At 42.9% G+C, this 20,263-nt stretch carries 18 protein-coding genes and 1 CRISPR repeat array (1 of these 19 only partly in view); of the genes, 12 read left to right on the top strand and 6 right to left on the bottom strand.

The genetic code is table 11. From position 1 onward, the window contains the following. Nucleotides 1–11: 11 nt before the first annotated feature. Nucleotides 12–1,298, bottom strand: a complete 1,287-nt coding sequence (locus ABD128_RS11055; protein ID WP_343990283.1) for an NAD(P)/FAD-dependent oxidoreductase — start codon at nucleotides 1,296–1,298, stop codon at nucleotides 12–14. 178 nt (nucleotides 1,299–1,476) lie between these two features. Here ABD128_RS11055 and ABD128_RS11050 point away from each other — a divergent pair, with 178 nt between their 5' ends. Then, nucleotides 1,477–2,937 carry a bifunctional 2-methylcitrate dehydratase/aconitate hydratase gene (locus ABD128_RS11050; protein WP_343990280.1) on the top strand — a complete coding sequence of 487 codons (1,461 nt, stop codon included), beginning with the start codon at nucleotides 1,477–1,479 and terminating at the stop codon, nucleotides 2,935–2,937. Nucleotides 2,938–2,998: 61 nt separating this feature from the next. After that, complete coding sequence (locus ABD128_RS11045; protein WP_343990277.1) at nucleotides 2,999–3,631, top strand: flavin reductase family protein; 633 nt, start codon at nucleotides 2,999–3,001, stop codon at nucleotides 3,629–3,631. Here ABD128_RS11045 and ABD128_RS11040 read toward each other — a convergent pair whose 3' ends face one another. Then, on the bottom strand, nucleotides 3,632–4,381 hold the full coding sequence (locus ABD128_RS11040; RefSeq protein ID WP_343990274.1) for an SDR family NAD(P)-dependent oxidoreductase: 750 nt from the start codon (nucleotides 4,379–4,381) through the stop codon (nucleotides 3,632–3,634). It abuts the gene before it with no gap. A 124-nt stretch (nucleotides 4,382–4,505) separates the two neighbouring features. Here ABD128_RS11040 and ABD128_RS11035 point away from each other — a divergent pair, with 124 nt between their 5' ends. The 4 genes from ABD128_RS11035 to ABD128_RS11020 all read left to right on the top strand — a co-directional run bounded on the left by ABD128_RS11035 (nucleotide 4,506) and on the right by ABD128_RS11020 (nucleotide 6,810). Next, the gene (locus ABD128_RS11035; protein ID WP_343990272.1) at nucleotides 4,506–5,090 is read left to right on the top strand and encodes an exopolysaccharide biosynthesis protein; all 585 of its coding nucleotides are present in this window, start codon (nucleotides 4,506–4,508) and stop codon (nucleotides 5,088–5,090) included. 124 nt (nucleotides 5,091–5,214) lie between these two features. Next, nucleotides 5,215–5,967 (top strand): Tle-like phospholipase domain-containing protein, encoded by a 753-nt coding sequence (locus tag ABD128_RS11030; protein ID WP_343990269.1) that lies wholly within the window; start codon nucleotides 5,215–5,217, stop codon nucleotides 5,965–5,967. A gap of 4 nt (nucleotides 5,968–5,971) precedes the next feature. Further along, nucleotides 5,972–6,463, top strand: a complete 492-nt coding sequence (locus ABD128_RS11025; protein ID WP_343990266.1) for a hypothetical protein — start codon at nucleotides 5,972–5,974, stop codon at nucleotides 6,461–6,463. Between the two features lie 53 nt (nucleotides 6,464–6,516). Continuing rightward, entirely contained in the window at nucleotides 6,517–6,810 is a 294-nt protein-coding gene (locus tag ABD128_RS11020; protein WP_343990263.1) for a hypothetical protein, read from the top strand. Nucleotides 6,811–6,858: 48 nt separating this feature from the next. On the opposite strand, the gene ABD128_RS11015 is transcribed toward ABD128_RS11020, so the two are convergent. Both ABD128_RS11015 and ABD128_RS11010 read right to left on the bottom strand, forming a co-directional pair. Beyond that, nucleotides 6,859–7,092, bottom strand: a complete 234-nt coding sequence (locus ABD128_RS11015) for a DksA/TraR family C4-type zinc finger protein (protein WP_343990260.1) — start codon at nucleotides 7,090–7,092, stop codon at nucleotides 6,859–6,861. 50 nt (nucleotides 7,093–7,142) lie between these two features. Further along, nucleotides 7,143–7,973 carry a pseudouridine synthase gene (locus ABD128_RS11010; protein WP_343990257.1) on the bottom strand — a complete coding sequence of 277 codons (831 nt, stop codon included), beginning with the start codon at nucleotides 7,971–7,973 and terminating at the stop codon, nucleotides 7,143–7,145. Nucleotides 7,974–8,167: 194 nt separating this feature from the next. On the opposite strand from ABD128_RS11010, the gene ABD128_RS11005 reads away from it, so the two are divergent. The 4 genes from ABD128_RS11005 to ABD128_RS10990 all read left to right on the top strand — a co-directional run bounded on the left by ABD128_RS11005 (nucleotide 8,168) and on the right by ABD128_RS10990 (nucleotide 12,606). Beyond that, nucleotides 8,168–8,455, top strand: coding sequence for a DUF6694 family lipoprotein (locus tag ABD128_RS11005; protein WP_343990254.1), 288 nt, complete (start codon nucleotides 8,168–8,170; stop codon nucleotides 8,453–8,455). A 161-nt stretch (nucleotides 8,456–8,616) separates the two neighbouring features. Then, nucleotides 8,617–10,722, top strand: coding sequence for a TonB-dependent receptor (locus tag ABD128_RS11000; RefSeq protein WP_343990251.1), 2,106 nt, complete (start codon nucleotides 8,617–8,619; stop codon nucleotides 10,720–10,722). Nucleotides 10,723–10,742: 20 nt separating this feature from the next. Beyond that, complete coding sequence (locus tag ABD128_RS10995; RefSeq protein WP_343990248.1) at nucleotides 10,743–11,837, top strand: PepSY-associated TM helix domain-containing protein; 1,095 nt, start codon at nucleotides 10,743–10,745, stop codon at nucleotides 11,835–11,837. Nucleotides 11,838–12,039: 202 nt separating this feature from the next. Further along, on the top strand, nucleotides 12,040–12,606 hold the full coding sequence (locus ABD128_RS10990) for a GNAT family N-acetyltransferase (protein ID WP_343990245.1): 567 nt from the start codon (nucleotides 12,040–12,042) through the stop codon (nucleotides 12,604–12,606). Between the two features lie 52 nt (nucleotides 12,607–12,658). On the opposite strand, the gene ggt is transcribed toward ABD128_RS10990, so the two are convergent. Then, nucleotides 12,659–14,383 (bottom strand): gamma-glutamyltransferase, encoded by a 1,725-nt coding sequence (ggt, locus tag ABD128_RS10985; protein WP_343990242.1) that lies wholly within the window; start codon nucleotides 14,381–14,383, stop codon nucleotides 12,659–12,661. Between the two features lie 242 nt (nucleotides 14,384–14,625). Next, nucleotides 14,626–15,162 carry a hypothetical protein gene (locus ABD128_RS10980; protein ID WP_343990240.1) on the bottom strand — a complete coding sequence of 179 codons (537 nt, stop codon included), beginning with the start codon at nucleotides 15,160–15,162 and terminating at the stop codon, nucleotides 14,626–14,628. A 247-nt stretch (nucleotides 15,163–15,409) separates the two neighbouring features. Here ABD128_RS10980 and ABD128_RS10975 point away from each other — a divergent pair, with 247 nt between their 5' ends. After that, the gene (locus tag ABD128_RS10975) at nucleotides 15,410–16,666 is read left to right on the top strand and encodes an MFS transporter (protein WP_343990237.1); all 1,257 of its coding nucleotides are present in this window, start codon (nucleotides 15,410–15,412) and stop codon (nucleotides 16,664–16,666) included. Between the two features lie 192 nt (nucleotides 16,667–16,858). Continuing rightward, entirely contained in the window at nucleotides 16,859–19,090 is a 2,232-nt protein-coding gene (locus tag ABD128_RS10970; RefSeq protein ID WP_343990234.1) for a M3 family metallopeptidase, read from the top strand. A 148-nt stretch (nucleotides 19,091–19,238) separates the two neighbouring features. Next, nucleotides 19,239–20,263: direct repeats of the CRISPR family, unit length 36 nt; unit sequence GTTGCGGTTTAAGCACAATTTCCTATCTGATAAACT (it continues 199 nt past the right edge of the window).

The following is a 20,263-nucleotide window of genomic DNA, read 5'->3' as shown; positions in this document are numbered from 1 at the left end:
TTGAGGCTTTTTTATTCTGTTTTTTCTTTTAGCCAGTCTTTCAGTTGATACCACCAGTAGCTTAGCTGGGCAGCGGGCGGTCCGAAAACTCCTCCGTTCCATGTCAGTCCCCAAGGCTCAAATTTTTTGTAGTCTTCATTTTCACCAGTAATTGCGGCGGCGACTATTTCACCCGCTGCCGTGGTTGGCGCGACACCGTGCCCGCCGAAGCCTGTGTTGTACCAGACGTTTGGGGCGAACTGTCCTATTTGTGCCATTTGATGTCTGGCATAGCCCATCCAACCTTGCCAGTCGTATTCGACTTTTACACCTTCGAGTTGCGGGAATACTTTTAACATATCGCGCCTTAGGATGTGATTCAGATCTTTAGGTTTCTTGGTGTTGGCGTGAATACGACCTCCCCAGAGTATTCGCGTGTCTTTGAGTGGGCGGTAATAGTCGAAGGCAAACCTTGTATCGTAGACTGCCGCTTGCGTATTGATGGACTCTTTTAAGCGTTCGCCTAAAGGCTCGGTAGCCATGACGTAAGTAGCGATGGGGAGTATGGAGCTGGAAACAGGTTTGCAGAAATTACCAATATATCCGCCACCAGCGACTACAATATTCTTCGCTTTAATAACTCCCTTTACCGTTTTAACCAGTTTGGTTGGAGCGCTGTAATCCAGTTCGGTAACTTCACAGTTTTGAAAAATTTTAACGCCTTGTTTCTGTAGCTCTTGCGCAATCCCTAAAGCGTAATTCAGCGGATGGAAGTGCATCGCGTTAGGTTCATATAAAGCGCCGTGGTATTGGTTGCTTTTGAGTTGTTCGCTTAACTCTTCCGGTGGAAGGTAATCCCACTCAATCCCCATCTGATCTCGCATGAAGTTTTGCTTTTCGTGTAGTAGGCTTTGATCTTTAAACCAGCTTGCCCAGAGTGCCCCTTTATCCACTAAATCACAGTTAATTGTATATTGAACGACACGTCTTCGTATTAGGTTTACGGCTGCTTGAGTCAGCTGGTAAAGCTCTTTCGCTCGCTCAAGACCAACTTGCTTGGCTAAAGCTCTAACACCTAGAGAGTAACCACCAAAAACTAAGCCACCGTTTCGGCCAGAACACCCAAAGCCGACACCGTGTTTTTCGACGATAACAATATTTTTATGTCCTCGCTCGACCAACCCCAAGGCCGTCATTAATCCGGCATAACCGCCACCGATGATGCAGGTTTCTACATCAAGGTTATCGATAAACTCATCGCTCGTAATGGTTTGGTTTCTTGTTGCCGCGTAATAAGTCTCTGGGTATAGCGTGTCCATATATGCTTATAGTGATTATTTTATGAACATCATTGTGGCTTATTTTTGTGGTAAGGAAAAGTATCTAGTCACTGGTAAGCTTACCGTGGCTTTTTAAAACTTAACATTTGCAACTTGAGATAGTAATGGCGTCTGTTTATGGTGAGTGTATAGGTTTTTTATGCGCAAGGAGATTTCGATGTCGAAAAGTGTTGAGTCGAGAAATGTTGAATCTAATGTACGTCCCGAGCCAGATGAAGAGTTAGTGCGGATCGCTGAGTATGTGGCGGATTACGTAGTTGATAGCCATGAGGCGATAGAAACGGCACGATATTGTCTTATGGATACGCTCGGCTGTGGCTTTTTGGCCTTGCGCTACCCTGAGTGTGCAAAACACTTAGGACCAATTGTTCCTGGCACGACAGTACCTAATGGTGCGCGTGTTCCTGGTACTCAGTTTGAAATGGATCCTATTAAAGCGGCTTTCGATATAGGTTGTATGGTTCGGTGGCTAGATTTCAACGATACTTGGCTGGCGGCTGAGTGGGGACATCCTTCGGACAACTTGGGCGGCATCCTTGCAATAGCGGATTTTTTAAGCAGGCAGTCAATCGCCGAAGGATATGCACCTTTAACTATGGAAACTGTTTTGGAAGCCATGGTGAAAGCGCATGAAATACAGGGCGTATTAGCGCTCGATAATAGCTTCAACCGAGTTGGCTTGGATCACGTTATCTTAGTTAAAGTGGCGTCTACCGCTGTGGTAACGCAGATGATGGGTGGCAGCCGAGCGGATATTGTTGATGCGGTTTCTCAGGCTTTTGTAGACGGCCAGTCGCTTAGAACGTATCGCCACTCTCCAAATACTGGGTCTCGCAAATCTTGGGCTGCGGGCGACGCAACCTCCAGAGCGGTTCGCCTAGCGATGATGACGTTAACGGGTGAGATGGGCTATCCAAGTGCGTTGAGTGCCAAAAACTGGGGTTTTTATGATGTGTCGTTTAAGGGCAAACCTTTTAGTTTTCAGCGTGAGTTTGGTTCCTATGTGATGGAGAATATTTTATTTAAGATTTCATATCCCGCTGAATTCCATGCTCAAACAGCGGTAGAAGCAGCGATAGCACTACACAGTGAGGTGGTCAATAAGCTAGACGATATCGAAAGAATCGAGCTAACCACCCATGAATCTGCGATTCGAATCATTTCGAAAGAAGGGGAGCTGCATAACCCCGCAGACCGAGATCACTGTCTGCAATACATGGTTGCTTGTGGATTATTGTTTGGCGAGCTAAATGCGGATCATTACGAGGATGATGTGGCCAGCGATCCGAGAATCGATGCTTTGCGCGAGAAGATGTCTCTTGCAGAAAATAAGAAATGGTCTGAGGATTATCATGATCCGAGCAAGCGGAGTATCGCTAATGCTGTACAGGTATTTTTTAATGATGGATCAAAAACCGATAAAGTGGCTGTTGAATACCCTTTAGGCCACCGCCGAAGAAGGGATGAGGGAATTCCTGTATTGGTGGAAAAGTTCAAACGTAATGTTTATAGTCGTTTCCCGAAAAGGCATGGCGAAGAGATTATAGATTTGTGTCTCGATGAGGAAGCGCTTTTAAAGACTCCTGTTAATGAATTCATGAACTTACTGGTGATTTAAAGCCTTCACTAAATATTCATGGCGGTTGTGGAAGAATCAGCTTATTGATAGGAGATAAGTCATGATTTTAACCGCTGGTGAAATACAACATTTAGATCGTAATTTTAGGCTTAATCTAATCAATAGCGTAACAGGCGTGAAACCAGCGAACCTTATAGGAACGGTTTCAAGCAACGGCCAGACTAACCTTGCTATCATAAGCTCGGTGGTTCATCTAGGCAGTGACCCAGCCTTGATTGGCTTTATAACGAGACCAACGGGTGAAGTCCCTCGTCACACTTATGAAAATATATTAGAAACTTACAGCTTCACCATAAACCATGTTCCGCAAAGCTATATTAAAAATGCACATTACACTTCAACAAAGTTCCCACGCGAAACATCAGAGTTTGAAGCTTGTGGGTTTACTGAGGAGTATATTGACTTAACTAAAGCTCCTTTTGTTAGAGAGTCAAAGGTTAAGCTTGGCCTTCGTTTTCGAAAAGAAATTCCCATTGAGTTAAATGGAACACGTCTAATTATTGGCGAGGTTCAAACAATTGTGCTTCCAGGTAATGCGCTTTACGGAACCGGTTATATTGATTTGGAGAGTTGTAGCAATGTGGGTATTGGTGGTTTGAATCAGTATTACAGCCTTAAAAAGATTGACGAATTTCCATACGCTAGACTTGGCGAAGAGCCAGATTTCTACTAATTACCATTCGATTTCCTTGCCATCCCACGCATAAAAATTTCCGCTATTCTCTTGAGTAACTTTTTCTATTACAGACATCATCTTTTCAATAGCGAATTCTGCCGTAAATAATTTTTCCTCAGGAACATTGTCTTGGAAGGGTTTAGAAAGTTTTGTATCAGTGGTACCTGGGTGTATTGCAATTACAGCGCAATTCTTAAAGCGACGGTTGGACTCAATCGATAGCGTTTTGATAAGTTGATTAAGAGCCGCCTTACTGGCTCGATAGCTATACCAACCTCCTAAGTAATTATCACTAATACTGCCAACACGAGCCGATAGCGAAGCAAATACACCAGTGGTGTTGAGTTGTTTCGCTCCTTTATCCAATAGATGCATTAAGTGCTTTGCTATTAAGGGAGTAATTATAGTGTTGCCACCAATACTCTTTTCAAAATTTTCGACATTAAAATCTTCAATTTTCTTTTCTGGAGCTAGACCGTCTTGATCGTGTAATACGCCACATGCATTAATAATAAGTTGCACATTGAATTCTCGGCCACCCAGGAATTGTGCAAAAACCTTTAACTCTCTTTCGGAAGTAGGGTTTACCTGCATTAAATGTAGGGCGCCTTGATGCTCACCTTCGATGGTCTCAAAGGTTTGCGATTGACGGGTGCAAGCAAACACATGGTCATATTTATGTAAGCAGTAAGCTACGAATTCACGACCAATACCGCCACTTGCACCAAATATAATAGCGGTTTTCATACTTCACTATCCCCCAAATCCTGTGAATAGAAGGTGAAAATCTTTAAAATTTCTACCTTCTTACTGAGGATAATTGGGACTTTAAGTATGATGGAGACCAAGCTATAAGGAAAAGGATGTGTCTATGCCTGATAAACGAATGGGTATCACCGAGGTTTTAGAGTCAGTTAAAGACAATGCTGAGGGTGAGGATGTAGAGCTTGGAGAAGTCGTCGAACACCTAGAACATCGTGGGTTTGGGCCCATATTGCTAGCGCCCGCGTTGGTAGCTTTGTTTCCGACAGGCGCTATACCGGGGATTCCAAGCGCGTGTGGCATTTTAATATTCTTAATCGCTATCCAAATGGCATGGGGTAAAAAACATCCTTGGTTGCCAAACAAACTCACATCAATCGGTTTTAGCCAAGACAAGCTTGAAAAGGTTATTGATAAAGTCAGTCCATACACCAAGAAAGTTGATCGCTGGTTTAAACCTCGAATCAAAATACTTTCAGAAGGAATAGTTAAACGTTTTATAGCCGTATTATGCGCACTTGCTGGACTCGTCATGATTCCCCTAGAGTTAGTACCTTTCGCTGTCATGCTTCCTGCATTTGCAATTGTTTTAGCGGCGGTCGGACTGAGTACGGAAGACGGTGTGGTAATTACAATAGCAAGCATCATCATGGTCAGCTCGTTTTACCTGCTGTGGGTTAATTATATTCAGTAATAATAAATACAGTACGAAATCCAGGGTAAGGTCACAAAAAGACTGCTTCAATATAAATAATCTTGTATTTATCTGATGTTTGGGGTAGTTTCTTTTTATTCAAAATTTTCAAGGATGATATTTTATGAAAACGGATGTATCAGTTCTTCAGCTCGCTAATATTTCAAAACGCTCTTATCTCGATAGAGATTTACAGACTGAATTTAATGTGAAAAGACTGTTTGGTAGTGATTACTTTGACAAGAGTTTTTATGCTTGTTTATATGAAGTAAATGAAAAGTTAGTGATATCATTTAGAGGCACCGACGGCTTAGGGGATGTTAAGCCTGATGCTCAAATGATTTTTGGGGTGGTACCGAACCAGTATAGTTCGGCCAGAATGGCATATAAGTCTATCTTAGCTAGTATGTATGTTAAAAAGAAACAGGTTGATTATATAACAGGCCACTCCTTGGGAGGTGGTTTAGCACAGATGATTGGTGCAGAGTTTAAAGTTCCTTTTGTGACCTTCAATGCCCCGGGAACAAAACGCTCTTACCGAGATCTAGGTATAGGTGTTCCAGGAATACACAGTGAGATCAGCATGAGCCAATTTTCAAAAAGCTTGGCTAAAAGCGACAAACTTCCGATGTATGCTAAGTGGCTAAATGTAAGATCTAATGGGGACGCTATTAGCAGGGCTACAGGCGCGCACATAGGTGATGTTATTAGTATCCCTTCTCATTGCGGACACGGTCATCACACTCACTGGTTCTGGAGCTCTCATTTTAAAAAGGTCAAAGAGGCAGGAGCAAAAGCTTTGCACCAACACTCTATTGATTATTTGGAGCCTTCAGCAGCTATGTGGCCGGCGTTTAAAGCTCCCTTAAGGTGGTAATTTTATGGTTAGATTAGGGGTACTATTAGCATTGGTTGCACTTATCATTGCTTGTGATAGTTCGGAAGTGGGCAAAGAGAAGGAAGTTATAGAGCCATTCATAGTTAAACAAGACAGTAATTATTTTCTATATAATGATCAGTTTGCTAAGCGTTTTAACTTACCTGCTGACGGTGTGGTTAGATTAGATGATGGGTTATTTGCAATTGGCTTCCACCTTAGGCCAAACTTGAATGATCCTTCTCTTTTAAATTGCACCTTAAAACTTTATATAGATTCTAACCTAGAAGTGGCTGTTCCTTCTGGTGAAAGAGGCCACGGAGATCGTTGGAGTCAAAATAGCGAAGCAGGCTTCTTCCTAGGAAAGAATACACCTGACAAAGAAATAAACTGGTTTTTTGAGCGATATATTACTACCTCAGCGAATACCCTGAGAGTTATCAGCAAAAATTATGGAGATGGTTCATCTAGGGGGGCTTTTCTAATACAGGTATAGCAAGTTATGACAAAGAATACTTAAAAGGCATCACATACCTGTCTTCCGATATTATGTGTGGGGCTTTAGGTAATGTTGGCATTCCTTATGAAGTGCATCTAAAGAAAAGCAGTTACCAAGGTCGGTTTGGGCCCTCGACGCCAGGTTATGATTTTGAAAACCAGCCTGAAAGCTTAATACGCTTTGATATTCCAAACCGTTTGATTTTTGCTATTCTCCCTATCATAAAGAAAGACTTTGAGGATTTTGTTAAGCGAGAAAAAGCAGGATTGGACAATGGTATTCAGAATAGTGATGGTCCTAAATTTAAAATTCCACCGATGGTAGATTTCTCAGAAGAAGAGTAAACTTGTACTCAATTAACGTAATTGACTGTCTTTACTGCCTCTACGATTTTAGCTGCTACTAGCTTGCTTCTCTTTTTCAAACTCCTGTTGGCATTCGATACAGAAGCGGACGCCTTTTACCGCTTTGCGACGAGCTTCAGGAATTTTGACGTCACACCACTCACAATGCGTTAATGACTCACCTGAGTTGTTCATCTCGCTTCGAGCTTTTTCTACCGCATCTTTGATAGTGCTTTCGATTTGTTCCTGGACAGCACCTTCTTTTGCCCAACCGGTTGCCATTTTAAACCTCTGATCAAAACGTTACTTTCTTAGATATTGGGCTTGATGCTTTATATTTCAAGGTCTGTAGGGCTTTTGAAGGTTTCTTCTCGTTGTGTCACAGGATCTACGAAAGAAAGGCTTTTCGCTAGTAATTGCAAGGGCTTGTGGAAGTCATCCGGCTGTTTGGGTTGTAAGGTTGGGTAAAAGCGATCGTTGAGGATCGGGTAGCCGATATGTTGCATGTGCAATCGTAACTGATGGGTGCGGCCTGTGATAGGGGATAAGGAGAATAGGGCTTTGGTTTGGGACTGGTCTATACACTCGATGGTAGACTCTGCATACTGACCTGTATCTGACGCAGTGGTATTCTCGAATAGAAAATTTGGTTGTGAGCGCTTTAAGTAGTTCTTTACGTGCCACTTTTTTCCTATTATTGGTTCGCTACTATTGATAGAGGCCACAGCTTGATAAGTCTTAGCTATTCGGCGTTCTGCAAATAACTGGTGGTATTGATTTCTAGTAGCAGGGTTTGTCGAAAATAGCACCAAACCAGCGGTGTCGCGGTCGAGTCTATGAACTGCTTGTATCTCTTGTATTCCTGTTCTTTGGATAAGCCGTGCTTGCAGGCATTCGTTAACGAATTCACCACCTGGCATGACTGGTAGAAAAGCCGGTTTATGGGCAATTAAAAATTGTTCATTTTGGGTAATAATTAATTCTTCAAAAGGAACTGTGGGTTCCAGAGGAACTTCACGGTAATAACATAATGTAGAGTTAGGTTGATATGGCTCATCGATATTCATGATTCCGCCATCACGCCAAAAGACTTTCCCTGAATTTATTCTATTGCGCCACACTTGCTCTGAGATGTGTGGGAACTTTTTTACCAAGAACTCCAATACATTCCTACAGTTAGAGTGGGAAGGTAAAGTGACAAAAGACGGGTAGTTGGCTTTCGACATTAGGGTTTGTGTGGTGCATTAAGGCAATGATTGTAGCAAGAATTATTTTTTTAAACGATAGGATTTGAGGATTCCTATTTGCCATTTTTCAGAGTATGATTGTTTTTGATTAACAACTGGACGATATAATTATGAAAAAAATTACATATTTGTTTGCGGCTTTTGCATTGACTTTGGTTCTTACGGCTTGTGGTGCTCCTACTATTGACGCATCTAGCGAAGCTGCTATGAAAGAGTCGGTAGAAGAGATGACTAAAGATATGACCGAAGCAGAAAAAACTGAATTTGGTATGGCGATTATGTCAGTATCAATGAAAGTTGCTATGGAAAACATGGGTAACCCTGAAAAAGCTGAAGAAGCGGTTCTTGATGCTTTAGACGGTAAAACTGCTGAAGAAATTATTGAGATGAGCAAGTAAGTAGAGCTCATTCTTAATCTAAAAGCGCCTTAGGGCGCTTTTTTTGTGCCTACAACATAAGGTTTCTCACAAAAAAGTTAATAAATATTCAAAAAAAGGGGTTGGAATCGCAAATGAGAAGCTTTATCATTCGCGCCTTAATTCCTGATTTGTGAATGCCAATGAAAAAATCAATAATATCTTCTGCAATTTTTAGTATCTTAGCTACTACTGTAGCTGCAAATTCTCAGGCTGAAGAAGCCGTTAAAGATTATGAAATCCTTGTGGTTTTGGCTACACGCGCGCCATTACAAAAAAGTGCTGTTCCGGCAACGGTTACTATCATCGATAGTGAGCAAATCCAGCAGCAGCTTTCAGTGAGTAACTCCTTATCTGATATTTTGGGGAACCTACTACCTTCATACAGCCCATCGCGTCAAAAGCTCACCAGTTCAGGGGAGAGCTTCCGCGGACGCACACCGTTATATTTAATTGATGGTGTTCCGCAGTCGAATCCTTTGCGTAATGGCTCGCGTTCTGGGTATACAATTGATCCCATGTTGATTGAGCGTGTGGAAGTCATTCATGGAGCGAGTGCCATTCAAGGGATGGGTGCTAGCGGCGGTATCATTAATATCATTACAAAATCAGCAACAGAAGGGACTCAACATCAAGTAACTGCAGGTGTCTCGGCGCCAACAAGCCAAAGTTCGGAAGGATTGTCCTATGACGCAGGGTATTTAGTATCTCATGGTGAAGGCCAGTGGCAGTTTGTTGGTGGCGTACATTTGCGCGAAACGGGGATGTACGTTGATGGTGACGGTCAGTTAATCGGCGTCGATACCACACAAGGCGACACCATGGATTCTAGTAGTTATGATTTCTTTGGTAAGGCCGTATACCAATTTGATAGAGAGCGCCAGCTACAACTTATGATAAATCACCTGGATATTGCCTCGAATGGTGACTACATTTCAATTGGAGGCGATCGCGAGAATGGTATTCCTACAATTTCTGCCCGTGGCGAATTGGAGCTTGACCCTGCTGAAAATGAAGTGACTACTGCTAGCCTAAATTACAGCGATGCAGATTGGCTGGGTGCAGATTTGAACTGGCAGCTATTTTCTCAGAGCTTCTCAGCACTCTACGGTGGCGGTAATTTCGCGACTTTCCAAGATCCTGCCTACGGTAGCGACTTATATGATCAGTCACGCAATGATTCGAACAAACTTGGTTCGCGCATAACCTTGAACTGGTTAAAAGTCGCTGACTCGAATATCGATATTACAACCGGTTTAGACTTCCTGCGCGATCGTACTTTCCAAGAGTTGGCTCAAACTAAGCGTAAGTGGGTTCCTGAGACAGAATTTGAAAACTGGGCGCCATTTGTCCAAGCACGTTTTAATACGGGCGACTGGAGCTTTAATGCTGGTTTGCGTTATGAATATGGCAAATTAAAGGTTGATGATTTCACGACCTTGGCATCTTATGGTGGCCACTTTGTTGAAGGGGGGGATCCTTCGTTCAATGAACTTCTGACTAATTTAGGCGTGGTTTACGAATTTACCGATAACTGGCGGGGTTTTGTTAGCATGTCTGAAGGCTTTAGCATGGCTGATGTTGGAAGGGTAATGCGCGGGATAAGTGAGCCGAACCAGTCTGTAAATACATTCCTAAACCTTGAACCTGTGTTGACCGATAACAATGAAATTGGTGTTGAGTATTTTGGTGATAACCTAACTTTCGCAGCCAGTTATTTCGAATCAACTTCGGATTTAGGCGCTCGTTTGTCGCCAAACTCTGATGGCATCTTTGAAGTTAACCGCGAAAAAACTGAAATCCAAGGTTTTGAAGTGACTACTGAGTATGCGTTATCAACGGATACTTTATTGGGTGTTATGTATGCCGACAACGATGGTGAGTTTGATAGTGATGAAGACGGCCTGGTGGATACAAAATTAGGCGGTCGTAATATCTCTCCACGTCGAGCAAACCTTTATTGGACTCAAAATTGGGGCTCAGATGTTGATAGTCGTGTGCAGTGGAATCATTTCTTCGACCGTCATATTTACACTGGTGCCGAGTCGGTAAACAACTTTGACGGATACTCTACTTTAGATTTCACCGTTAATTTAATGACTCAAAAAGCTGGTGATTTTACATTAGGAATCGAGAACCTGCTCGACGAGTCGTACTTCACTTACTACGCGCAAACTGCAGCTCATGATACTCGAAACTTCATGGGGCGTGGGCGTACGGTACGTCTAAACTGGCAGTACGCTTGGTAAGGTTTTAGGCCTTATTGGGTATGACAGTGAAGAAAATTTCGACCAAGATCCACAAATGGCTGGGCATTGCGCTCAGCCTTTGGCTTTTTTTGGTCACTCTAACAGGAACCCTACTTCTTTATAAAAATGAGCTGCTGAAATTACAGTATCCGCAATTAGAGCAGCAGGATAAAGCTAATCAACAACAGGCCATTCGAGTGCTAGAGTCCGGTGCTTTATCTGAGCAAGAACGGTACGCGTTTGTACCGACGGATTTGCATCCTTGGATTGAGTCAATAGACGATAATAGAGGACGGCTGTATTACTCCCCAGAAGGCGACTTACTGCTGCACCGACCGAGGTATGGCGACTGGATCAGTTGGTTTGTAGAGTTTCATCACCACCTTTTGCTAGATGACTTTGGCGAAGAGCTACAGGGTATCCTTGGACTTTTGGCTCTGATTGTCATGATTACTGGGCTAATCAAGTGGTGGCCTAAAGGTCGTTTTAAGAAACGTGACATTGCCATAACCTTTTCTCGCCCGACTAAAAAGAAATGGGGGCAAACCCTTTGGCAGTCGCATCGGAGCTTAAGTGTTGTGCTGTTCTTACCAATGCTCCTATTAGTGCTAACTGGTATTGGAATGATTTATAGTGCTAGCTTTAACTCCGGACTTAATATTTTATTTCCGCAAGTGCCTAAAACGGTTGTTAACTATAAGAGTCAGCTCGAAGAACAGCATAAAAGAGCTGAACGCCTGCCCTCAGATTGGTTAACGAGGATTAGGGAAATGCAGAAGCTGTTACCCGATGCGCAAACTATTATGATCTACCTCGATAGAGACCGCCTTCGATTGAAGCTGCCCGAAGAGTGGCACCCAAACGGTCGAAGTTATGTGGGATTTGTGCCAGGAACTAGCAAACTGTCAGAGGTCGTGGATTATAGAAATCAAACTCTGGGCACAAAGCTATCCCATAAAATTTACCCGTTACACATTGGGGAAGTGGGTGGTTGGTTGTATTTTTCTCTAGTGGTTATAAGTGGAGTGTCTCTGCTTTGGGTTTGCTTAAGTGGAGTATGGTTTTGGTTATGGTGCCGAGCTAAAAAGAAGAATCGCAAAACAAAGAAAAAATAGTATCCGTTTGTATCAATATTTGGCGAAACTTGAAGCTAAACAATGCAAAAATACTATTTCTCAGGTTACATAATGCAGGAATGAATTAGAAAATTTGAACTGTTAGACATATTTAGGAAAAAGTCGTTTTTTAACAAGAAAATATTAATCATTGAAGTATCATTGGCGGCGTTAAACCTCAGTGTTCAGTTAGGATGAATCTATGGAAGACACAATAATTAATAGAGTGGCATCAGCTAGTGATATTACATTAGTTGAGATGTTAGCAACAAAAATATGGCAAGAGCATTACCCTGATATCATCGGTAAAGAGCAAGTAGATTATATGCTTGCCAAATACCAGTCATGCCCTGCAATAAAACGACAATTAAATGATGGTGCCAGTTACTATCTACTTTTTGAAAAGAATCATCCCGTAGGCTACTTTAGCTATCACTTCGAAAGCGATGCATTATTTTTAAATAAAATTTATGTTATCAAGGAAGTACGTGGTAACGGTGTTGGAACAAAAGCGATAAAATATATCGCCTCTAAAGCGCTGGAGCAATCTGCCAAGAAGGTTCGCTTAGCGGTGAATAAGTTCAACTCTAAAACAATCGAAGTCTATAAAAACATAGGGTTCAAAACGGTTGATAGCGTTGAAAAGGATATTGGTGCAGGCTTTATTATGGATGATTATATTATGGAGCTGTCCTTATCGGAGTCTATTAAGCAGCGTGGTGAAAGTGATTTAACCCAAAGTCACGCTAGGCAAGGGCAAGTAGCCTAAATAAAAAAAGCGGTTTAAAGAAACCGCTTTTTTTCGCTTGAATTTAGAGAGTTTAATAACCGGCTGCCTGACCATCTTTGCGAGACTCCGACGCACCACGATAAACACCTTCTTCGTGATCGCGCATAATGGCCTGATAACCTCCAAAACCGCCATTACCGAACCGTACGTCATGTCCTTTTTGTTGTAACTCTCTTAAAACCTTTGCCGAGACTCCAGACTCAATCTCGACATAGCCGCCATCGGTTAAATACTTCGCTTGGCTTTCGGTTGGCTCGGTCGAGCCCATGTGTTGCCAGCGGGTAGCGTCTCCAGCTTCTTGCAAATTCATACCGTAATCAATCATGTTGACAAGAATTTGTACGTGGCCTTGGGGTTGCATGGCGCCGCCCATCACACCGTAACTCATGTATGGCTTACCATCTTTAGTCACGAATGCTGGAATAATGGTGTGGAAAGGGCGCTTACCTGGCTCGTAAGCATTGGCGTGTGTTTTGTCCATTGAAAAAAGCTGACCTCTATCTTGGAAGACGAAGCCTAAACCTGGCACCACAACTCCAGAGCCCATGCCCCGATAATTACTTTGAATTAAAGAGACCATGTTGCCGTCTTTGTCGGCTGTTGTTAAATAAATGGTGTCACCTTCAATCAGGTTAGGGTTACCAGCCTGAACCGTTTTAGCGGCGCGCTCAGTGATTAACTCAGCACGCTTCTTGCCATACTCTTCAGAAATCAGCTGTTCTATAGGCTGTTTTGAAAAATCCATATCGGCATAAAATTTGGCGCGATCTTCAAAAGCCAGTTTTTTCGCTTCGACCATAGTGTGTAAGCTCTCAGTCGAGTTATAACCCATCTCAGCTAAGTCAAAGTTTTTTAAGATTTGTAGCATTTGTAGTGCTGCGATGCCTTGGCCATTCGGTGGCAATTCCCACAAAGTATGGCCTTTGTATTCAACACCCAAAGGCTCAACCCAGTTTGAGCGGTGCTCGGCTAAGTCTTCATAGCGTAAATATCCACCATTAGCTTTCATAAATTCGTCAATTTTCTTGGCGATTTCACCCTGATAAAAAGCATAGCGACCGTTTTTAGCGAGTAGCTTGTAGGTGTTTGCAAGCTCTGGGTTTTTAAACATTTGCCCTTCGCGTGGAGCTTTGCCATTGATAGTAAAGGTTTCTTTAAAACTGCCAGGTTGTGGGCTCAGTCGAGGAACGCTTCTATCCCAATAGTAGGCGATTAGCTCTGAGACTGGAAATCCATTCTCAGCATAATCGATAGCGGGCTGGAGAATTTTGTCCATTGGCATTTCGCCAAACTTACGGTGGAGTTCAAACCAACCATCAACCGCGCCTGGCACTGAGATTGGTAACATGCCATAGGGAGGCAGATCGTCACGCTCCAGAGCTTCAAGCTCTTGTTCTAACTTTTCGTAAGTCAGCGCTTTAGGCGAACGACCAGATGCATTTAATCCATAGAGTCGTTGGGTTTTTTCGTGCCACAAAATTGCGTATAAATCGCCACCGATACCACTGCCTGTCGGCTCCATAAGACCTAAAGCAGCATTCGCTGCAATCGCTGCATCAATAGCGTTACCGCCATTTTTCATAACGTCTAAGGCAATTTGTGTAGCTAACGGTTGGCTGGTAGCTGCCATAGCGTGAGGCGCTATTACTTCGGAGCGTGTGGCGTGCATCTCACCGGTCACACGATCAGCAGCTTTTGAAGTTGTGGCGAGCAGTAGCGAACAAAGCAGTGCATATTTAATAGATTTTAATATCATTGATTTCCCCAAATGGTGTATATGGGTTGATAATAAACTCTGCGTTGGCTAAGTAAAAGCTTTGTAATGTAAGAAGTAAATGATTATCCCTAACTGGTTTATGCGGGTAGTCCGTTGTTTTTCATTAAAGGCCAGTCAGATTTACTCAGACAGTAGACATTTCCATAGACATAAGTACTTGTTGGTCAAGCTATACGAGTTATAGCTAACCATTCAAACTATTCACGCGATTACATAAAGCTTCAATGCATACGTTGCATTATTTTTAATGGAATCGTTGTTTCAGCGTTAGTACTTAATAGCGACAACTCAGGGTGTCTAGTCGCCATGACCAGCTTAATCGTGTCTTCTTCTGCTAGCGTTAAGTCAATAAGTAATAGATACTTACCTTCATCCACTAAATGATAAAACTGCTTCAGTGCGTGGTTTTGAGACTGCAAACCAATGAATGCGCCGAACCAAGTGCCAAACGCTGTTAGTAGCACAATTGTAGCTATGACACCAAAAGCTTGGAAACCATCATTAAAAGAGTCAGTGGCTAGGAGAATAGACGACAAGATAATTGCTGTGACAAAGCCGAAAATGGCCCCTTTGCTTGCGCCATTAAGAATATCGGTTTTATACCAGTGATTAGCCGCGTTAAGACCTCGACGAAGGACTCGCCCTTGTTTTTTTGCGATGACGTGGAGATGATCATCCGCAATTCCGGTCATTCGAAGGTCATCGTAGGTATCTTCCAACTCCTTAAGATGATCGGCCTGATAGAGTAAGCGTGACATAAAAAAACCTCCTTTTTTCGTCTAAAAGACTCCCTCACTATAGCAAAGGGTTTTGTAGAAGTCTGTGAAGTAAGGATTGCTTTTTTTATAGGCAGAACAGTTCTATTGATGCGGTTGGTCTTAGTCTTCTTGGATTGCTTAAATCTATGGACTGATTGGGTATTTATATGACGAAAGCGCTTTATATATTCTACCGGTGGACTATGATTGCTGACACTCAATATCAACCTTACATTCGGGCTATTCAATGACTAGACAAAAAGCAATATGGGTACTCACCAGTGTTATGTTGCTTTCTGTGTTAGGAACTGCAGGAATAGCTTTGCCTTATCCCGTTCTAGCGCCATACTTCTTAGATTCACCGCCGAATGATTTAACCCACTTTATGGGCATTCACCCCAAAATTCTACTGGGTTTCTCGCTCGCTTTTTATCCGTTAGGGCTTCTCATCGGCAATATTTTTGTGGGTGCTTTATCTGACAGCTATGGTCGCCGAAAGGTATTACTGATTACTTTGTTTGGGAGCACCGTCGGTTATGTATTGACGGCATTAGCAATTTATTACGAATCATTCATCGCCTTTAGTTTAGCGAGGCTGCTAACTGGCGTTTGCGAAGGAAATATGTCGATTGCGCGGGCGATTGCGGCTGAGCTACACCCCCATATAGAGCGGACTAAAGCGATTTCGATGTCTTATGCGGCGAACTATGCTGGCTGGATGATTGGGCCTATCGCTGGTGGCTTCTTGGTGGTTTATGGCGTGGCTTCGGTGTTTTTAATCGCCGCCGCGGGGATTGCTGTAGCACTAGTATTGGTATTCTTCACCATCGAGCGAAGTCAAGAGGCCAAAGATACCAGCATGTTACACTTTTGGACGGTGATTCGTCGTAATAACTCTTTAACGCTACTTAAAGATAAAAATATATTACCCATCTTCTGGTTCTACTTTTTGTACACCATGGGATTGAACGCTTTTTATGACTTTTACCCTGTGTGGTTTGTTGATTACCTCGATGAGGGCAGTAAAACAATTGCTTGGGCGACGGTGGCTTTAACCGCCTGTATGATTATCGTTAGTAGCTTTTTTGTCGATAAACTGAATGCTCGATATGGCGAAATTAAGTTAATCATCGTCGGCTCAAGCTTGCTATGCCTGTCTTTTATTGGCCAGCCGTTCATTGAAATGGATCTAGTATATTTTGTATTCGCAACTATTGGTGTCTTTATCGCCATAGCCAACGGCATGGTGCCGACCTATTTGTCGAAGTACTTTGGCCATTTAGGGCAGGGCAAGGTCATGGGGCTTCAAACCACAACTTTTTGTGTGGCTAACGTATTGGTGGCGAGTCTAGGTGGGCCTTTAAGTATCCTTAGCTCTCGATGGGTAATTTTAGCGGGTGCAGGGCTGGTTTTTGCATCGATTTTGGTCATGCTCAAAACGCGTAATCGCCAACAAGCGATGATCGATAAGCACACAAAAGAGCAAGAAACCTTAACTCTCTAGGTTTCTGATATGTCTTTGATTGTATTGGATTTTATTGCCAATTCAGGGGGGGCTGCCACTTTAGACAGGTCTTTGTTGAAAATTGTTACACTTTTGGAGCTTGTAAGCTCTGGTCTGTCTTGCCTATTAAGTATAGACCACGTATAAAAGATCAGTTGCAAGTATTAATACTAGAACTATAGGTAGATAGATATGAAAAAATTGACTCTTGGGGCAGCTATTGTATCGGCAGTATTAGCCGTTGGCTGTGGTGATGATTCAGCAAAAGAAACTGGCGCAGCAGAGACTAAGCCAGCACAAACGGATCAGGCGCAAATGATTAATAATGACGGTGCTAAAGATTCGAAAGACTCCGCTAGCACAGGTGGTAACCCGTTCTTCGAAAAGTGGGATACGCCTTTTGGTATGCCGCCTTTTGACCAAATCAAAGATGAGCATTATGGCCCAGCGTTTGAGAAAGCGATTGCAGAAGCACGCGCTGAAATGGGCGCTATTGCTAATAACCCAGAAGCACCTACGTTCGAGAACACTATCGAAGCAATGGAATACAGCGGTAAGCTGTTAACCAAAGTTTCTAGCGTATTCTTTAACCTGACTTCAGCCAACACCAATCCTAAGCTACAAGAAATTCAAAAAGACGTGGGCCCAAAATTATCGGCTTTCCGCGACGATATTAGCTTAAATCCAAAGTTATTCGAGCGTGTTGAAGCGGTTTATCAGCAACGTAACGAATTTGGTTTGCGCGAAGATCAGATGCGTCTATTAGAAGATAACTACAAGTCGTTCGTGCGTGGTGGTGCTAAGTTAAACGAAGAACAGAAGCAGCAGCTCCGTGACTTTAACAAAGAAATGACGGAATTGGCGCTAGCTTTCTCAGAGAACGTATTGGCTGAAACCAATTACTGGGAAATGGTAATAGACAACGAAGAAGATCTCGCTGGCTTGCCACAAGGTTTGATCGATGCGGCGGCTGAGACAGCGACTAAACGTGGTCACGAAGGCAAGTGGGTTTTCACCACACACCGTCCTAGTAAAACACCTTTCTTGATGTACTCTGAAAAGCCAGAGCTACGCGCGAAGATGTATCATGGCTATACTCACCGTGGTGATAATGACAATGCTAATGACAACAAAGTAATCGCAGCTAAGCTAGCCAAGTTACGCGCTAAAAAAGCACAGTTACTAGGCTACGCCACGCACGCTGACTTCGTTTTAGAAGAGCGCACTGCGAAGAACGGCGAAAACGTTTATGAGCTATTAAACCAAGTATGGCCAGCAGCCCTAGAGCAGGCGAAAGCTGAACGTGCTTTGATGCAAGAGCAAATCGAAAAAGAAGGTAAAGACTTCAAGCTTAAAGCTTCAGACTGGCGCTATTATGCGGCTAAAGTTCGTAACGAAAAATACGCCCTAGACGAAGAAGCCGTTAAGCCATACTTCTCGCTAGAAAGCACGTTACAAGGTGTGTTCTACACAGCGAACCGTTTATTTGGCATGAACTTCAAAGAGCGCTTTGACCTGCCTAAATACCACGACGATGTTCGTACTTTCGAAGTGACGGATAATGATGGCGAGTTAATTGGTATCTTCTTAACTGACCACTATGTGCGCGACGGTAAGCGTGGCGGTGCTTGGATGAACTCATACCGTAAGCAGTTCGTTACTGAAGACGGTGAGTTTGTTAAGCCTATCATCGTAAACGTATTAAACTACCCACGTCCGGTAGGCGACGAGCCAACGTTATTAACGTTTGACCAAGCGAGCACTTTGTTCCATGAATTTGGTCACGCGGCACACGGCTTACTGTCTGATGGCGTCTATCCTTCACAAACCGGTACTTCGGTTCCTCGTGATTTCGTAGAATTCCCATCGCAGGTACTTGAAAACTGGATGTTAGAGCCAGAAGTACTAGCGCAATTCGCTAAGCACTACAAAACAGGCGAAGTGATTCCACAAGAGCTTATCGACAAGATCCAAGCAGCTTCTAAGTTCAACCAAGGTTTTGCCACTACTGAGTACATGGCAGCAGCATTGCTTGATATGGCATGGCACACGCTTGACGGCAAAGAGCTTAAAGACGCTAATGCATTCGAAAAAGCGACTTTGGACGAGCTTGGTTTGATTCCTGAAATCGCACCTCGCTACCGTACCACTTACTTCAACCACATCTTCTCAAGTGCGAGTGGTGGTTACTCAGCGGGCTACTACAGCTACATCTGGTCTGAAATTTTCGCTGCCGACGCTTACCAAGCGTTCCGTGAAAACGGTATCTTCGACAAAGAAACTGCCAAAAAGTACAAAAAGTACATCTTATCGTCAGGCGGTACACAAGATCCGATCGAGTTATACAAAAAGTTCCGTGGTAAAGAAGCTGATCCAAAATACTTAATGATCAGCCGTGGATTAATCGACGCTAACGAGAGTTAATCGAAAGCTTAGATAATCAAACCGTCATTTGATGGTCTAAAGCCGCCCTAGGGCGGCTTTTTTGCTTAACCATCTGATAAAAAGCAGCTGTATAATTATTTTCTTTATTTGATATACTTGAGTTAACTCCCCACGCTGGTAATACGTGGTTGCGGTTTAAGCACAGTTTCCTATCTGATAAACTCCTGGAACATGACCCTGTTAGACACTGAGGGTTGCGGTTTAAGCACAATTTCCTATCTGATAAACTTCGAATTGATTCTATAGACCTAGCAGGGTGGTTGCGGTTTAAGCACAATTTCCTATCTGATAAACTGGGGAATGAAGCGTTGTTTAAGTTGCCGACGTTGCGGTTTAAGCACAATTTCCTATCTGATAAACTAACGTACATATATTGTGTTGCAGTTAATATGTTGCGGTTTAAGCACAATTTCCTATCTGATAAACTTTTTATTGTTTTAGCGTCCAAGTTGATTCCGTTGCGGTTTAAGCACAATTTCCTATCTGATAAACTTACTGAGAAGTAGCCCGCTTTTGGACTGTTGTTGCGGTTTAAGCACAATTTCCTATCTGATAAACTCCATGCGTTAGGGTCGCATAGTGACCACTCGTTGCGGTTTAAGCACAATTTCCTATCTGATAAACTATTCATCATGGTGGCGGTGTCGGCACTTATGTTGCGGTTTAAGCACAATTTCCTATCTGATAAACTTATTAATACTTTTGATATAAGTAGGGGATCGTTGCGGTTTAAGCACAATTTCCTATCTGATAAACTTGGAATTTATCACGCCAAAACCGAATCAGAGTTGCGGTTTAAGCACAATTTCCTATCTGATAAACTACTTTCATGGCAATCCTGCGTCCATCCATTGTTGCGGTTTAAGCACAATTTCCTATCTGATAAACTTTTAGGGGAGACGATAAAGGAGTTATTCTAGTTGCGGTTTAAGCACAATTTCCTATCTGATAAACTAGTAGCAGGAACGCCAAGCAACTCAGCTATGTTGCGGTTTAAGCACAATTTCCTATCTGATAAACTCCTTCGATCTAATTATAGAATGGCAGGACTGTTGCGGTTTAAGCACAATTTCCTATCTGATAAACTAGCACATGGCCACTAAATAGTATCGCTTTCGTTGCGGTTTAAGCACAATTTCCTATCTGATAAAC

Origin of the sequence: Kangiella japonica (genome assembly GCF_039523535.1) — a bacterium.
GTDB classification, from domain to species: domain Bacteria; phylum Pseudomonadota; class Gammaproteobacteria; order Enterobacterales; family Kangiellaceae; genus Kangiella; species Kangiella japonica.
The sequence above is the reverse complement of the archived record's forward strand: the minus strand, read 5'-3'. Positions and strand labels throughout refer to the sequence as shown.

Bases quoted from the DNA above. Each gene is read 5' to 3' on its own strand.
- ABD128_RS11030 (WP_343990269.1), top strand. From the start codon at position 5,215: ATGAAAACGGATGTATCAGTTCTTCAGCTCGCTAATATTTCAAAACGC.
- ABD128_RS11045 (WP_343990277.1), top strand. From the start codon at position 2,999: ATGATTTTAACCGCTGGTGAAATACAACATTTAGATCGTAATTTTAGG.
- ABD128_RS11025 (WP_343990266.1), top strand. From the start codon at position 5,972: ATGGTTAGATTAGGGGTACTATTAGCATTGGTTGCACTTATCATTGCT.
- ABD128_RS11035 (WP_343990272.1), top strand. From the start codon at position 4,506: ATGCCTGATAAACGAATGGGTATCACCGAGGTTTTAGAGTCAGTTAAA.
- ABD128_RS10970 (WP_343990234.1), top strand. From the start codon at position 16,859: ATGAAAAAATTGACTCTTGGGGCAGCTATTGTATCGGCAGTATTAGCC.
- ABD128_RS10990 (WP_343990245.1), top strand. From the start codon at position 12,040: ATGGAAGACACAATAATTAATAGAGTGGCATCAGCTAGTGATATTACA.
- ABD128_RS11050 (WP_343990280.1), top strand. From the start codon at position 1,477: ATGTCGAAAAGTGTTGAGTCGAGAAATGTTGAATCTAATGTACGTCCC.
- ABD128_RS11020 (WP_343990263.1), top strand. From the start codon at position 6,517: ATGTGTGGGGCTTTAGGTAATGTTGGCATTCCTTATGAAGTGCATCTA.
- ABD128_RS11015 (WP_343990260.1), bottom strand. From the start codon at position 7,092: ATGGCAACCGGTTGGGCAAAAGAAGGTGCTGTCCAGGAACAAATCGAA.
- ABD128_RS10980 (WP_343990240.1), bottom strand. From the start codon at position 15,162: ATGTCACGCTTACTCTATCAGGCCGATCATCTTAAGGAGTTGGAAGAT.
- ABD128_RS10975 (WP_343990237.1), top strand. From the start codon at position 15,410: ATGACTAGACAAAAAGCAATATGGGTACTCACCAGTGTTATGTTGCTT.
- ABD128_RS11055 (WP_343990283.1), bottom strand. From the start codon at position 1,298: ATGGACACGCTATACCCAGAGACTTATTACGCGGCAACAAGAAACCAA.
- ABD128_RS11040 (WP_343990274.1), bottom strand. From the start codon at position 4,381: ATGAAAACCGCTATTATATTTGGTGCAAGTGGCGGTATTGGTCGTGAA.
- ABD128_RS10995 (WP_343990248.1), top strand. From the start codon at position 10,743: ATGACAGTGAAGAAAATTTCGACCAAGATCCACAAATGGCTGGGCATT.
- ABD128_RS11000 (WP_343990251.1), top strand. From the start codon at position 8,617: ATGAAAAAATCAATAATATCTTCTGCAATTTTTAGTATCTTAGCTACT.
- ABD128_RS11005 (WP_343990254.1), top strand. From the start codon at position 8,168: ATGAAAAAAATTACATATTTGTTTGCGGCTTTTGCATTGACTTTGGTT.
- ggt (WP_343990242.1), bottom strand. From the start codon at position 14,383: ATGATATTAAAATCTATTAAATATGCACTGCTTTGTTCGCTACTGCTC.